The 15,291-nt window shown below is 67.0% G+C and carries 11 protein-coding genes; 8 read left to right on the forward strand and 3 right to left on the reverse strand.

The genetic code is table 11. The features are described from left to right. Positions 1–154: 154 nt before the first annotated feature. The 3 genes from ABIC65_RS15790 (at position 155) to ABIC65_RS15800 (ending at position 3,856) form a co-directional block, all read left to right on the forward strand. Complete coding sequence (locus ABIC65_RS15790; RefSeq protein ID WP_354310037.1) at positions 155–1,081, forward strand: VOC family protein; 927 nt, start codon at positions 155–157, stop codon at positions 1,079–1,081. Positions 1,082–1,160: 79 nt separating this feature from the next. Then, entirely contained in the window at positions 1,161–2,231 is a 1,071-nt protein-coding gene (locus tag ABIC65_RS15795) for a helix-turn-helix domain-containing protein (protein ID WP_354310038.1), read from the forward strand. Positions 2,232–2,398: 167 nt separating this feature from the next. Continuing rightward, positions 2,399–3,856: a carbohydrate porin gene (locus ABIC65_RS15800; RefSeq protein ID WP_354310039.1), complete on the forward strand. Its 1,458-nt coding sequence runs from the start codon at positions 2,399–2,401 to the stop codon at positions 3,854–3,856. A gap of 129 nt (positions 3,857–3,985) precedes the next feature. Here the strand turns inward: ABIC65_RS15800 and ABIC65_RS15805 are convergent, their stop codons facing one another. The 3 genes from ABIC65_RS15805 to glpK form a co-directional block, all read right to left on the reverse strand. Then, a complete protein-coding gene (locus tag ABIC65_RS15805) occupies positions 3,986–4,405 on the reverse strand; it encodes an SRPBCC domain-containing protein (RefSeq protein WP_354310041.1) in 420 nt (139 codons plus the stop codon). Beyond that, positions 4,383–4,814 (reverse strand): ArsR/SmtB family transcription factor, encoded by a 432-nt coding sequence (locus ABIC65_RS15810; protein WP_354310043.1) that lies wholly within the window; start codon positions 4,812–4,814, stop codon positions 4,383–4,385. The genes ABIC65_RS15805 and ABIC65_RS15810 overlap by 23 nt, the downstream gene beginning before the upstream one ends. A 173-nt stretch (positions 4,815–4,987) precedes the next feature. Then, complete coding sequence (gene glpK / locus ABIC65_RS15815; RefSeq protein ID WP_436286738.1) at positions 4,988–6,472, reverse strand: glycerol kinase GlpK; 1,485 nt, start codon at positions 6,470–6,472, stop codon at positions 4,988–4,990. A 113-nt stretch (positions 6,473–6,585) separates the two neighbouring features. Here glpK and ABIC65_RS15820 point away from each other — a divergent pair, with 113 nt between their 5' ends. From ABIC65_RS15820 to ABIC65_RS15840, 5 genes are all read left to right on the forward strand, one after another. Next, positions 6,586–8,112, forward strand: a complete 1,527-nt coding sequence (locus ABIC65_RS15820; protein ID WP_354310045.1) for a glycerol-3-phosphate dehydrogenase — start codon at positions 6,586–6,588, stop codon at positions 8,110–8,112. Further along, positions 8,112–8,894 carry a DeoR/GlpR family DNA-binding transcription regulator gene (locus tag ABIC65_RS15825; RefSeq protein ID WP_354310047.1) on the forward strand — a complete coding sequence of 261 codons (783 nt, stop codon included), beginning with the start codon at positions 8,112–8,114 and terminating at the stop codon, positions 8,892–8,894. Before ABIC65_RS15820 ends, ABIC65_RS15825 begins: the two co-directional genes overlap by 1 nt. Before the next feature lie 84 nt (positions 8,895–8,978). Beyond that, positions 8,979–10,235: an MFS transporter gene (locus tag ABIC65_RS15830; RefSeq protein ID WP_354310048.1), complete on the forward strand. Its 1,257-nt coding sequence runs from the start codon at positions 8,979–8,981 to the stop codon at positions 10,233–10,235. Further along, positions 10,232–12,619 (forward strand): glycoside hydrolase family 31 protein, encoded by a 2,388-nt coding sequence (locus ABIC65_RS15835; RefSeq protein WP_354310050.1) that lies wholly within the window; start codon positions 10,232–10,234, stop codon positions 12,617–12,619. Before ABIC65_RS15830 ends, ABIC65_RS15835 begins: the two co-directional genes overlap by 4 nt. Positions 12,620–12,783: 164 nt before the next feature. Then, on the forward strand, positions 12,784–15,045 hold the full coding sequence (locus ABIC65_RS15840) for a TonB-dependent receptor (RefSeq protein ID WP_354310052.1): 2,262 nt from the start codon (positions 12,784–12,786) through the stop codon (positions 15,043–15,045). Positions 15,046–15,291 lie beyond the last annotated feature (246 nt).

Raw genomic sequence — 15,291 nt, forward strand, 5'->3', positions numbered from 1 at the left:
CGCCGTGCGGGTGGTGAGGGTGGCTCACGAACTTTTCCGCCGCGCCCGCACGGGCCCCGCGCCGAACCCCCCGTGACACGTCGCGCGCACATGCTTTGCTCCTGCAAAGGCGATCGAAAGCATCGCCCCCCCCCCCCCCCCCGGGAGAGACACGATGCCGATGTTCCGCAAGCTTGCCGCGCTCGGCCTGATCGCCGCGACGATGATCGGCGCCGCGCCGCCGGACGCAGCGCGACCGCCGATCACCGGCATCTCCCACCTCGCCGTCTATGCGACCGACATGGCGGCGACAGACCATTTCTACCGGGTGGTGCTAGGGGCGCGGAAGGGCGCGGACCCGGAAAACCCGGCAGGCGTGCGCTATTATTTCAGCCCGCGCCAGTTCGTCGAGGTCCTGCCTGCGCCCAAGGACCATGGGCCCAGCATGCTCGCCCATGTCGGCTACATCACCGCCGATGCGGGCAAGTTGCGCGCCTGGCTCGCCGCGCATGGTGTCGGCGATCTGACGACGGTGCAGCGCGGGCAGGGCGGCGACCAATGGTTCGGCGGGCGCGACCCCGAGGGCAACCAGATCCAGTTCGTCCAGCCGGGCAGCAGCGCCACCACGGCGGAGAAGGGCGCGATCAGCGGTCGGATCATCCATGTCGGCCATGCGGTGCACGACCGCGCGAAGCAGAACGATTTCTACCGCACGCTGCTGGGCTTCCGCCCCTATTGGTTCGGGGCCTTCCACCCCGACAAGGTCGACTGGGTTTCGCAGCAACTGCCGGACGGGCGCGACTGGCTGGAATATATGATGGTGGGCGAAGGCTCGGACGTGACGCTCGACAAGGTCGATGCGCGTCAGCTGGGCGTGCTCAACCACCTGTCGCTGGGCGTGGTCAACATGCAGGCGGCGGTGACCACGCTCTATCGCGAGAACCGGCTGAGCCCGCGGCACGACGGCCCGCAAATGGGCCTGGACGGCAAGTGGCAGGCCAATTTCTACGATCCCGACGGCACACGGGTGGAGCTGATGGAGTTCAAGCCCGCGACCAAGCCGTGCTGCTCGCCGTTCACGGCGGATAGTCCCGACCCCTGACCCTTCCTGTCCATCGCTGGGACGGCAACCCTGTTCAAATTGCAACGCTTGCGTTACAAAAACGGGGTAGATGGGGGTGGTGCAGCAACAGCGGAACTTGCGGGTCCGGGCGGAAGCGCCCGGCGTGCCCTATTTCACCCTCTCGAACGCGCCGCCCGAACTGCGCTTCGACGCCTATGCGGAGTCGGTCGATCCGATCTTCGATACGCGGCGCGAGGCGGTGGGGGGCGATTTCAGCGTGGGGCTCGACGGGTTCAACGCCGGCCCGGTGCTGATCGGCCGCTCGCGGATGTGGGGCGCCGGGTTCAACTATGACCGCGATATCCGCAAGGTCGCCCAGACCGGGGTCGAGGCGGTGCTGGTCCAGATCATCACCCGCGGCGGCGACGTGCGGCTGCACGACGGCGAGGCGACGGTGACCCGCCCCGGCGACATTTGCGTCGCCGACATGACGCGGCCTTTCGCCACCCGCACCGACGGCTGCGAGAATATCAGCATGGTGGTCCACCACGGGGCGCTGGGCCTCGACGAGCCTCGGCTCGATGGGCTGCACGGGCTGGTGCTGCGCCGCGAGACGTTGGCGGCGCAGCTGCTGGGCGAACATGCCCGGATGCTTGTCGAGCGGCTGCCCCAGGCAGGCGCGGACGATGCGATGGCGGTAGCGCGCGCGACGGGGCTGATGATGGGCGGGCTGATCGCCCCCGTCATCCAGGAGAGCGGTCCCCGCGCCTCGGTGGCGGTGGCGGCGCTGTTCCGGATCAAGCGGTTCATCCGCGCAAACCTTGCGCATCCGGAGCTGGGTCCGGACATGGTCGCCCGCGCGATGGGCATGTCGCGCGCCTCGCTCTACCGCGCTTTCGCGCCGCTGGGCAGTATCGGCGACTTCATCCGGCGCCAGCGGCTGGAGCGGGTGCTCAGCGACCTGGGCGACCCGGCGCAGCGCGGCAAGTCGATCGCCGAGATCGCCTATGGCTGGGGCTTCGCCGACTGGTCGACCTTCTCGCGCGCGTTCAAGGCGGCGTTTGGCATCACGCCGAGTGAGGCGCGAGCCGGTGTAGGTCTGGTGCTGCACCAGTCCGAGGGCGGCGCGGGCGACGTGCTGCTGCCGCACTGGATCCGCACCATGGAGACGCTGCGCCTCCCCGCCTGACACGCATCGGCTAGCCGTTGGTATAGGTTTTCGGGGCAGGCCTATGCGCTAGGGCGCTTCATCCCCTATGCGGCGCGGATTGCGAGTCCCCGAAGCTGGGATCGCTCTGCAACGCAACCAAATGGCCACTCGGCACTTTGGTGCGCCGCGACATAAAAGGATGAAAAATGAAGCGTGGGAGTTGGCGCGCGGGGCAGGGGGCTCTGCTCGCGATCATGGCGTTCGGAACGGCGATACCCGCCTTGGCGCAGCAGGTGGACGTGGGCGCGCCGCCGCCGCCCGCGGACGAGCTGAACAAGCCCAAGCCCGACGCGACGCAGGCGGATGCCGGCTCCGGGCCGCGCGCCGATACCCAGCGCCGCGCGCGCAGCCACATGCTCCACCCGCGCGATCCCTCGCCCTCGTCGCTGGCCGGTGACACGCAGAGCGCGCCGCCGCCCGGCCTGATCGGCGACTGGCAGGACATCCGCACCCGCATGGGCGAGCGCGGCATCGGCCTCTCCGCCCGCTATGCCTCGGAAACGGCGTACAATTTCAGCGGCGGCGATCGCAGCCTTGTGGCCGAGACCGGCCAGTTCGATTTCGGCGCGCTGCTCGATCTCGACAAGCTGGTCGGCTGGGGCGGGGCGGCGCTGCAGGGCACCGTCACCTGGCGCCGCGGCATCGATCTTACCACCACCGCGGGCCTCGGCGCGCTGCAGCAGGTGCAGGAAGTCTATGGCCGCGGCCAGACGGTGCGCGTGACGCAGCTGTGGCTCCAGCAGAAGCTGGGCGACAAGGTGGAAGTGAAGCTGGGCCGCACCAATCCGGGCGAGGATTTCGCGGTCTTTTCCTGCCATTTCCAGAATCTCAGCTTCTGCGGCGCGCAGCCGGGCAATCTCGTCGGTGACTATTGGTACAACTGGCCGGTCAGCCAATGGGGCGCCAACGTCCATGTCGACGTGGCGCCCGGCGTCTATGTCCAGGGCGGCGCCTATGAGGTGAACCCGCGCAACCTGGAGAGCACCTTCTTCATCGGCCATTTCAAGGGCGCGACCGGCGTGCTGCTCCCCGCCGAGATCGGCTGGACGCGGGGCGGCGACAAGGGCCATGTCGGCTCGTACAAGCTTGGCGGCTGGATCTCGACCGCCGATGGCGACGATCTGGTGCTCGACATCAACCGCCAGCCGCGCGCGGTGACAGGCCTCGCGCCGCTCCAGCATTCGAGCCGCTACGGCGTGTTCGCCAGCGTCCAGCAGCAGCTGACCGGCACCTCCAAGGACGGGCGGTCGCTGACCGGGTTCAGCATGTTCGCCAATGCGACCTTCGCCGATCGGGCGACGTCGCTAACCGACAACCAGGTCTCGGTCGGCCTGTTCTACAAGGGCCTCGCGCCGAGCCTGCCGGGCGACGTGATCGGCCTTGCGGTCGCGCGGACCAATGTGAACGGGCGGATCGACACCGCGGATCGGCTGGCGGGCAAGCCGGCGCGCGACGCTGAATATGCGGCCGAGCTCTACTACAGCGTGTCGCCGACGGAATGGCTGGTGGTGCAGCCCAACGTGCAGTGGATCCACCAGCCGGGCGGGGTGAAGAACGCCAAGGATGTCGGCGTGCTCGGGCTGAAGTTCGCGCTGACGTTGTGAGCTACCTTAGCCCCTCCCCTTCAGGGGAGGGGTTGGGGTGGGGGCTGAGCTGGAAGCGAATCCATTGCTCGCACATCATGCCCCACCCCCAACCCCTCCCCTAAAGGGGAGGGGCTTAGAGGAAAGATGTTACCCCTCAACAACGGCCGCGAGCTGATCGAACTGCTCGGCGATCCCGCCCTCCATGCCCTCGAAGGCCTCGTCGAGCGCTTCCTTCGAGCCATGCCGGTCGTGATAGGTCACCAGCGTCTTGCCGTCGCTTTCCTCGAAGGTGACGGTGGTCAGCGCGCCGTCGTCGCTTTCCTCGTTGGTCCAGACGATCTTGGCGTCGGGGATCACCTCGACATAGCGGCCGAAAAAGGCGTGCACCGGCCCTTCATCCTCGCCGAACTCGAGCCGGTAGCTGCCGCCGGTGCGTACGTCCATCTCGCAGGTCCGCAGGCGGACGGGTGCCGAGGCGGGCACCCACCAGCGGCGGAACAGCTCGGCGTCGCTCCACGCCTGGAAGACGAGCCGGGCCGGCGCATCAAAGGTCCGTCGGACGACCATGTCCACGTCGGAGGTACGCTCCACCCTGGTCCGCGACGATGCGGTGGCATGCATGCTCAGGCCCATCCGACTGCTCCTTGCGTTTGAGTGCCTCTACGATTCCGTCCAGTGCGTCGAACCGCGCGTCCCAAAGTTGCTGTACCCCGTCGATCCAGGCGGCCTCGGCGCGCAGGCCCTGGCCGCCCAGCCGGCAGGTCCGCACCCGCCCGACCTTCTCGGTGGTGACGAGGCCCGCCTGTTCCAGCACGCCGATATGCTTCTTCATGCCGGTGAGGGTCATGTCGAACGCATCGGCGAGCGCCGAGACCGAGCTTTCCTGCCGCCCGAGCCGCTCCAAGATGCCACGGCGGGTGGCATCGGAGAGCGCGGCGAACGACGCATCCAACGCGGCGCTGCTATACTGAACCATATGGTTCAGTATTATGCTGTGTCGTGGGGAAAGGCAAGGGGTCAAACAACACTTAAGCCCCTCCTCCTTGGAGGAGGGGTTGGGGTGGAGGGATGCCAGAACCTCTGTTGGTCTCGGTGAGACACAGCCCCACCCCAAACCCCTCCCCTGAAGGGGAGGGGCTGAAGTTGTGGTTACCCCAGCGTCCGCCGCAGGGCATCATGCCACCCCGCGAGCAGCGTGGTGCGGTGCCCGGCTTCCATCGCCGGCTCGAAACACGCCTGGCGCGACCAGATCGCCGAAAGCTCGTCCAGCCCCGACCACAGCCCCACCGCCAGTCCGGCATGGAAGGCCGCGCCACGCGCGGTGGTCTCCAAGTCATCCGGCCGCTCCACCGCGACGTCGAGAATGTCGGCAAGGAAGCGACACAGCCAGTCATTGGCCGCCATGCCGCCATCGACGCGCAGCATCGCCGGCCGCACCCCGCCGTCCTGCACCATCGCCGCGACGAGGTCGTAGGTCTGGTACGCCACCGCCTCCAGCGCGGCACGGGCGAGATGGGCCTGGGTGGCGCTGAGCGTCAGCCCGAAGATCGCCCCGCGCGCCTCGGGATCCCAGTGCGGCGCACCGAGGCCGACGAACGCCGGCACCATGTAGACGCCGTGGCTGTCGGAGACGCGCGTCGCCATGTCGTTGGTCTGGCGGGCATGGGTGATCACCCCGATGCCGTCGCGCAGCCATTTGACCGCCGCCCCCGCCACGAAGATCGAGCCTTCCAGCGCATAGGACGTCCGCCCGTCGATGCGATAGGCGGGGGTGGTGAGCATCCGGTGCTCGGAGGCGACGGCCTTGTCCCCGGTGTTGAGCAGCAGGAAGCAGCCAGTGCCATAGGTCGACTTGGCGGAGCCCGGCGCGAAGCAGCATTGCCCGAACAGCGCCGCCTGCTGGTCCCCCGCCATGCCCGCGATCGGGATCGGCAGGCCGAAGTATTCGGGGTCGGTCATCCCGTAGACATGGGCATTGTCGTGCACCGCCGGCAGCAGCGCCATCGGAATGCCGAACAGCCGGCACAGCTCGGCGTCCCACTCGCCGGTGTGGATATTGAACAGCGAGGTGCGCGACGCATTGGTCACGTCGGTCGCGTGCACCGCGCCCTTGGTGAGCCGCCAGAGCAGGAAGCTGTCGATCGTGCCGAAGGCGAGTTCGCCGCGCTCGGCCCGCGCGCGTGCGTCCGGCACATGGTCGAGGATCCAGCCGAGCTTGGTCGCCGAGAAATAGGGATCGACCAGCAGCCCGGTACGTGCCCGCACCTCGGCCTCGACGCCCTCGGCCTTGAGCTCGGCGCAGCGATCGGCGGTGCGGCGGTCCTGCCAAACGATCGCACGGTGGATCGGTTCGCCGGTGGCGCGGTCCCAGACGAGCGTCGTCTCGCGCTGGTTGGTGATGCCGATCGCGGCAATGCTCGCCACGCCGACGCCGCTCTTCAGCAGTGCCTCGCGCGCGGTGGTCAGCGCGTCGCGCCAGATCGTCTCGGGATCGTGCTCGACCCAGCCCTGGTCGGGATAATGCTGTTCGAACTCGGTCTGCGCGGTGGCGACGCGGCGGCCGGCCGAATCGAAGATCACGCTGCGCGTGGAGGTCGTGCCCTGATCGATCGCGAGAATGTGATTCCGGTCCACCAAAGCCCCTCCCATGTTCGTTCGGACGCTCGTAGATTTTCGTTCGTGCGTCAACGCTTTCGTTTATGTTCGCTTGGTGCTATAAACGAAAAATAGCGAACATGAGGCGAAGCATGGCGGCCGCACATTCCGACGAGCGTTTCGATCTGCTGGTGGTGGGCGGCGGCATCAACGGCGCCGGCATCGCCCGCGACGCGGCGGGGCGGGGCCTTTCGGTCCTGCTGGTCGAGAAGGAAGACCTTGCCAGCCACACCTCCTCGGCTTCGACCAAGCTGATCCATGGCGGCCTGCGCTATCTCGAATATGGCGAGTTCCGGCTGGTGCGCGAGGCGCTGATCGAGCGCGAGCGGCTCTGGGGCATGGCGCCGCACATCATCTGGCCGCTGCGCTTCGTGCTGCCGCAGACCCAGTCGCCGCGCCCGGCCTGGATGGTGCGGCTGGGGCTGTTCCTCTACGACCATCTCGGCGGCCGCAAGAAGCTGCCGGGCACCGACACGATCAGCCTTGCCCGCACGCCGTTCGGGCGGGGCCTGAAGACCGCCAAGGGCAAGGCCTTCGTCTATTCGGACTGCTGGGTGGAAGACAGCCGACTGGTGGTGCTCAACGCGATGGATGCGGCGGAAAAGGGGGCGGACATCCGCACCCGCACCGCGCTGCGCGGGGCGCGTCGCGAGGGGCGCGAATGGATCGCGACGATCGCCGAAGACGCGGGCGAGCGCACGGTCCGCGCCAAGGCACTGGTCAACGCCGCGGGCCCCTGGGTGGCGGACGTGCTGGGGCGCGTGCCCGACGTGGTCGCCGATCGCGGGCTGCGGCTGGTCAAGGGCAGCCATCTCGTCGTGCCCCGGCTCTATCCCGGCGACCACGCCTTCATGCTGCAGAACCCGGATCGGCGGATCGTGTTCACCGTGCCCTATGAGGGCAAGTACACGCTGATCGGCACCACCGATGAAGTCTGGGAAGGCGCGCCGGGCAAGGCGCAGATCAGCGCCGAGGAAACCCGCTACCTCCTCGATACCGCCGCGCGCTATTTCGCCGATCCCCCGTCCGAGAAGGACGTGGTGTGGAGCTATGCCGGCATCCGCCCGCTCTATGACGACAAGGCGGGCAATGCCTCGGCGGTGACGCGCGACTATGTGCTCGATCTCGACGGCGACGAGGATCGCGCGCCGATGCTGAGCATCTTCGGCGGCAAGATCACGACGTATCGCAAGCTCGCCGAGCACGCGATGGCGGAGCTGGCGCGCTTCTTCCTCGCGGCGGGGCAAGCCTGGACCGCAGGCGCGGTACTGCCCGGCGGCGACCTGCCCGAGGGCGACTTCGATCGCTTCGTCGCCAATCTCCAGCATGCGCGCCCGGGCCTGCCAGCCGATCTGCTGCGGCGGCTTGCCCGCGCCTATGGCACGCGGGTCAACGCGCTGCTCGGCGACGCGATGACGATGTTCGACCTGGGCACCGATCTCGGCGGCGGGCTGACGTTCCGCGAGGTCGACTATCTGCGGGCCCAGGAATGGGCGGTGACCGCGGAGGACATCCTCTATCGCCGCAGCAAGCTGGGGCTGCACGTGCCGCCGGGCACCGCGGCGCGGCTCGCCGAATATCTTGGCGGCGAGCCCCGGCGGATGGCGCGATCGGCCTGATGGCCGAGGACCTGCCCGATCTGGTCGCGGGGCGCCATGCGCGGATCCTCGAACTCGCCCGCCGCACCGGCAGCGTTAGCGTCGAGGCGCTGGCGACGGCGCTGGAGGTTACGCCGCAGACGATCCGCCGCGACCTCAACCAGCTCGCCAGGCAGGCGATGCTGTCGCGCGTCCATGGCGGCGCGGTGGTGACCTCGGGGGTCGACAATCTCGATCGCGAGGCGCGGCGCCAGGTGGCCGCCGAGGCCAAGGCCGCGATCGGCGCGGCGGCGGCGGCGCTGGTCCCGGACGGCGCCAGCCTGTTCATCAATATCGGCACGACGACCGAGGCGATCGCCCGCGCGCTGGTCCAGCACCGCCATCTGCTGGTTGTGACCAACAATCTCAACGTCGCCGACATTCTCGGTGGCGTGCCGACGATAGAGGTCGTGGTGGTCGGCGGCCGCGTGCGCGCGAGCGACCGTGCAGTGGTCGGTGCGCTGGCGATGGATTTCCTGCGCGGCTTCAAGCTCGATTACGCGCTGATCGGCGCTTCGGCGATCGACGAGGAGGGCACGCTGCTCGACTTCGACATGGACGAGGTGCGCGTCTCGCAGACGATCATCGAGCAGGCGCGCACCGTGATCCTCGCGACCGACCAGACCAAGTTCGGCAGGCCCGCGCCGGTGCGGATCGCAGAGATCGGAATCGTTGATCATTTGGTCACCGATCGCCTCCTACATCCGGGGATCGCTGCCGCGTGCGCCGCGGGGCAAGTGAAGGTTACGCAGACGGACGCTTGATTGGTCAGGCCAATCCATGCAGGATTGCCGAAACCGAAGAACAGAATGGCCGGGGAGCCGTTCAGAGAGGGCAGTGAAAGGTTTATGCGGCGTATTGCCCATCTTCGCTGGTGGATCGTCGGGCTGATCTGTGCCGGCACCATTGCCAATTATCTCGCGCGCAACTCGCTGGGGGTGCTCGCGCCCGAGCTGAAGACCGTGCTGCACATGACGACGCAGCAGTACAGCTATGTCGTCGGCGGCTTCCAGCTCGCCTATACGGTGATGCAGCCGATCGCGGGCATGATCGTCGACCGCATCGGTCTGCGCGCGGGCTTCGCGCTGTTCGGCGCGGCCTGGTCCGTCGCCAACATGCTCCACGCGCTGGCAGCGGGGTGGCTGGGGCTGGTGTTCTTCCGCGGGCTGCTCGGCATGTTCGAATCCGCCGCCATCCCCTCGGGCATCAAGGCGATCGCCGAGTGGTTTCCGGCGCGCGAGCGATCGGTGGCGGTCGGCTGGTTCAACGCCGGTACCTCGCTGGGGGCGCTGCTGGCACCGCCGGTGGTGGCGATCGTGATGATCTATACCGACTGGCGGATGGCTTTCGTCGTCACCGGCGCGGTGGGGCTGCTCTGGTCGCTCGCCTGGTGGGTGTTCTACCGCAGCCCCGGCGACCATCCGAAGATCACGCATCACGAACGCATGCTGATCGCCGAGGGGCGGCCCAAGCCGCTCGACCGCCGCGCCTCGGCACGCGAGATCCTGGGCACAGCGCGCTTCTGGATCATCGCGGTGCCGCGCTTCCTCGCCGAGCCGGCCTGGCAGACCTTCAGCTTCTGGATCCCGCTCTATCTCGCCACCGAGCGCGGCATGGACCTCAAGCAGATCGCGCTGTTCGCCTGGCTGCCCTTCCTCGCCGCCGATCTGGGCGGGGTGCTGGGCGGTTATCTCTCACCCTTTCTGGTGCAGCGCTTCCGCCTGCCGCTGATCGCCTCGCGCGTCGCCGGCGTCGCGCTGGCGGCGGTGCTGATGATCGCGCCCGGCTGCATCGGGCTGGTGTCGAGCCCCTATTCCGCGATCGCGCTGTTCTGCATCGGCGGCTTCGCGCACCAGATGATCTCGGTGCTGATCAACACGCTGTCCGCCGACGTATTCACTGCCGAAGAGGTCGGCGCCGCCAACGGCTTTATCGGCCAGGCCGGCTGGGTCGGCGGGCTGCTCTTCTCGCTGCTGATCGGGCAGCTGGCCGATACGGTCGGCTATGCGCCGCTGTTCGGCATGCTCTCCATCTTCGACATCATCGGCGCTGTCGTGCTGATCGCCGGCCTGCGCCATCTTCGCCTTCCGGAGCCTGTGAAATGAGACGCGCCACGCTTTCCAATCCCCCGCGCTTCACCGTCGCCGAGGCGGGGCAGGGGCGGATTACATTGGAATCCGATACCGGCGCGGTCGCGCACCTGTTCGTGCTCGAGCAGGACATGGTGCGGCTGCTGCTGCTCGCCGGGGGCACCGTCACCAGCCCACCGAGCTGGGCGATCGCGCCGGGGCAGGAGGATATCGCCGAGCCGGGCCGCGACCGGATGGACGTCTCCGGCTTCACCTGCCCGGACTATCGGCTGTCCCACGATGCCGGGCAACTGGTGCTGGAGACCGATCGCATCCGCCTGACCGCGCGGCTCCACGGGCTGCATTGCCGCTGGGAGCAGCGCGACGGCGAGGACTGGGTGCCGATGGCCGAGGATCGGCCGACCCATGCCTATGATTTCGGCTGGTGGGACGGCAAGGCGCACCATTATGTCGCCCGTCGCCCGGGAGAGCGCTTCTACGGCCTGGGCGATCGCACCGGCGATGCCAACCGCGCCGGCCGCAGCTTCCGCCTCACCAATCTCGATCCGATGGGCTATGACGCGGAGACGAGCGACCCGCAGTACAAGTCGATCCCGTACGTGCTGGTCGCCGACGAGGCCGGGCGCTGCCACGGCGCCTTCTACGACACGGTGGCCGACGTGGCGTTCGATTTCGGGCGCGAGCTCGACAATTACCACGGCTTCTACCGGCACATGGTCGCCGATCACGGCGATGTCGATCTGTGGATGATCGCCGGCCCCGATCCGCTGGCGGTGACCAAGCGCTTCACCTGGCTGACCGGCCGCCCGGCGCTGATGCCGCGCTGGTCGCTCGGCTATTCGGGCTCGACCATGACCTATACCGACGCGCCCGACGCCGCGGCGCAGATGGGCGGGTTTCTGGAGAAGCTGGCCGAACACGATATCGGCTGCACCTCGTTCCACCTTTCCTCGGGCTACACCTCGATCGGCGACAAGCGCTACGTGTTCCACTGGAACCGCGACAAGTTTCCCGATCCCAAGGCGTTCGTGTCGAGCTACACGCAAGCCGGCGTCGAGCTGGTGCCGAACATCAAGCCCGCGCTGCTGCGCAGCCACCCGCGCTACGACGAGGTCGCCGCCGCCGGCTATTTCGTGAGCGACGCGGAGGGTCAGCCGGTCGAGGCGCAGTTCTGGGACGAGGTCGGCAGCTATATCGACTTCACCAACCCCGACGCCGCGGCCTGGTGGCGTGCGCAGGTCAAGTCGGCGCTGCTCGACAACGGCATCCGCTCGACCTGGAACGACAACAACGAATATGAAGTGTGGGACGCACGCGCCCGCTTCGCCGGCTTCGGCACCTCGGTGCCCGCCGCGGCGATGCGACCGGTGCAGCCGCTGCTGATGATGCGCGCCTCGCGCCGCGCGCAGATCGAGGCGCGGCCGGACGAACTGCCCTATGTCGTCACCCGCGCCGGCATGGCCGGGCTGCAGCGCTATGCCCAGACCTGGACCGGCGACAACCGCACCGAGTGGAAGACGCTGCGCTACAATGCGCGGATGGCGATCGGCCTGGCGCTGTCGGGCGTGTCCAACAGTGGCCATGACGTGGGCGGCTTTGCCGGGCCGGCGCCGGACGCCGAGCTGCTGGTCCGCTGGGTGCAGGCGGGCGTGCTGATGCCGCGCTTCAGCATCCACAGCTGGAACGACGATCGCACGGTCAACGAACCCTGGATGTACCCGGAGGCGCTGCCGGCGATCCAGGCGCTGATGCGGCTCCGCCAGCGGCTGGTGCCGTTCTTCCACGACCTGCTCCACCGCTATCACTCCGACTATATGCCGATGGTCCTGCCGACCTGGGCGGTGTTCCCCCAGGATCCGCAATGTTGGGCGGAAAGCGACGAGCATCTGCTCGGCACGGATGTGCTCGCCGCCCCGGTGGTGGAGCAGGGCGCGACAGAGCGGCGGCTGTATCTGCCGGCCGGTACCGACTGGACGCACGTCTGGACCGGCGAAACCTTTGCCGGCGGCGCCTGGGTGACCGTCGCCGCGCCGCTCGACGGGCCGCCGCCGCTGTTCGCGCGCGCCGGATCGGCGATGCTGGTCGATCTGGCGGAGGGCGGCTGGCGCCCGGGCGCACCGCGTCGTGGCTGGTGGCTGTTCCCGCCGAGCGAAGGCCGCTTCACCTGCGAAGCGATGGAAGATTCGGGCGGCACCGGCGATGCGGTCGTGCGGTGGCAGGTGGAGGGAGAGGCGCGGGACGATCGGGTCGTGGTCCGTGTTACGCCGGAAGGTATGCAATTGGATCGATCCGATATAACCTTGTTGCTACCAAGTAACGATCGGCGGACGCTAGTTGTTGAGGGTGGCAGCGCTGTCAGTGTGGCGTCGATGCAACAAAATGAGCAAGACGGGAACTAAAAAACGATTGCATACCGTGTTTCCCCGATATTTCTCGGAGTGTCGGGGAACCTATTGTCCGGCTGTCTAAAAAAGAACTGCGGGTATAACCCTGCCGGACAAGGGGAGTATTAATGAGAGGTTACCAGGTATCGGTCGCGCACGTCGCTATAGTTGCGGCTTGCATGGCGGGCAGCGCGCACGCGCAGACCCAGACCCAGACCCAGACCGTCGACACGTCGGCCGCGACCATCGTGGTTGCAGGTGCCGCTGCTGCGCAGACCGCCGGCAAGATGGCGCAGGACGACGGCGAGATCGTCGTCACGACCACCGCCCAGAAGCGCTTCGAGAACATCCAGAACGTGCCGCTCGCGGTGCAGGTGGTGACGCCCGCACAGCTCGAAGCCCAGGGCGTTCGCAACTTCCAGGATCTCGGCAAGGTCGCCCCGTCGCTGACCATCCGCCCGGCCGAACACCCGGTCAACGCCAACGTGTCGCTGCGCGGCGTCGGTACCTTCGCCTTCGGCATCGGCGTGGAATCGAGCGTTGCCGTGACCGTCGACGGCGCGGCGCTGGCTTTCCAGGCGCGCGCCTTCACCGACCTGCCCGATGTGGCGCAGATCGAAGTGCTGCGCGGGCCGCAGAGCACGCTGTACGGCAAGGCCGCCTCGGCCGGCCTGATCAAGATCATGACCACGCAGCCGACCAACGACTTCCACATCAAGGCGAATGCGACGGTTACCGACGACAATGAATATGGCGCCAATCTGAGCGTCAGCGGCCCGCTGAACGACAAGCTGGGCTATGTGTTCTCGGCGAGCTATTCGAACTGGGACGGCAACGTCCTCAACGTGTTCAACGGCAAGAAGGTCAACGGCCGCGAGACGCTGAACACCCGCGCCAAGCTGAAGTGGAAGGCCTCGCCGGACGTCGTGTTCACGCTGTCGGGCAATTATCTGAACGGCAACACCACGGTCGGCCGTCCCTTCATCCGCGTGGCGCCGAATGCACTGCTGCGCGGCACGCCGGGCCAGACCACCGCCGTCACCCTGCCCGGGGTCACGATCGGCGAAGGCAACCAGACTGTCAGCAACGATTACGACTCTCGCACCAAATATTGGGGCGCCGGCGGCCTGCTGCGTACCGACATCAACATCGGCAAGCTGCAGCTGCTGGGCCTGACCAACTATGATCGCTTCCGTCTGGACGATTATCTCGACCATGACGATACGTCTTCGAAGACGATCAAGAACCTTCAGATCGGTGCGTTCAAGTCGAAGATGTTCACCCAGGAAATTCGGCTGCTGTCGCCGGGTACCGATGCGTTCCGCTATGCGCTGGGCGTCTATTATGCCAACACCCAGTTCCAGCGCCCGTTCTTGCGCGGCCCCGCCTATTCGGCGGCCGACTGGTACGCGACGGCAGGCTCGCGGCAGATCGCCGGGTTCGGCCAGATCGACTGGGAGTTCATCAAGAACCTGACCGCGACGGTGGGCGGACGGGCGCAGAACGAGCGCGTGGAATATACTTTCCGCGACAACATCCCCAAGACCAGCTTCGCCGGTCATGCCAGCGACAACGCCACTACCTATCGCCTGGGCCTCAACTGGCAGGCGACGCCGGACGTCATGCTGTTTGGCAGCTACGCGACCGGCTACAAGGGGCAGACCTACGATCTGACCACCGGCTTCAACAAGACCCGCGCCGATGCCGGCCCGATCAAGCCGGAAACGTCGAAGGACAAGGAATTCGGTGTCCGTACCCAGTTCTTCGATCGGCACGTGACCTTCAACGTCACCTATTTCGATACGAACTACACCAACCTGCAGGCACAGACGATCGAGCCCCTGCCGGATGGCACCTCGAACTTCCGTCTCACCAATGTCGGCGGGATGAACACCAAGGGCCTGGAGTTCGAAGTAGCGGCGCGGCCGACGCGAGATCTCACCTTCACCGGTTCCGCAACCTATCTCGACGCCACCTACACCTCGTTCCCGGCCGCGCAATGCTACCCGACGCAGACGCTGGCACAAGGCTGCTTGCAGAACACGCCGACCGGGCCGAAATTCCAGAACCTGAACGGCACGCGCGCCGTGCAGTCGCCGGAATGGAAGACTTCCGCCGCGATCGATTTCGCGCCAGCGCTGACCGAAACGCTGAACGGCGTCGCCCAGCTCAGCTGGCAGTATCAGTCGAGCGTCTATTACGCAGCGCGCGATCCGCAGCAGTTCCAGCCGGCTTTCAGCCTCTTCAACCTGGGCGTGGGCGTGCGCGACCACAAGCGTCGTTGGGAAGCCACGATTTTCGTAAGCAACCTCTTCGACAAGCAATATTATCCGTCGCTGGTGAACTCGGCGGGCAACTGGGGAAGCCAACTCGCCACCCAGGTCATCCTGCCGCGTGACTTCCGACGCTACGCCGGTATCCGCCTTGGCGTGAACTACTGAGCAACTAAGTCCAAGAAAATACAGGGAAGGGCGGGGGTTATGCCTCCGTCCTTTTTTGTATTACAAAATGCAAACGTTTGCTGATGTGTGACTTCTACGTCACACCATGCTCGCGTTCTTGGCAAAGGTTGCCGATAATTCTCAAGCAAATTTGGGAATTCTCCCGCTGGTCCTACAATTGTCAGGACAGAGCGACCGGTGGCCAGAGAGTATACCGGCGTGGGGGAGAGGAGGGATGAGGTTCAC

This window comes from Sphingomonas trueperi (assembly GCF_040545665.1).
GTDB lineage: Bacteria > Pseudomonadota > Alphaproteobacteria > Sphingomonadales > Sphingomonadaceae > Sphingomonas > Sphingomonas trueperi_B.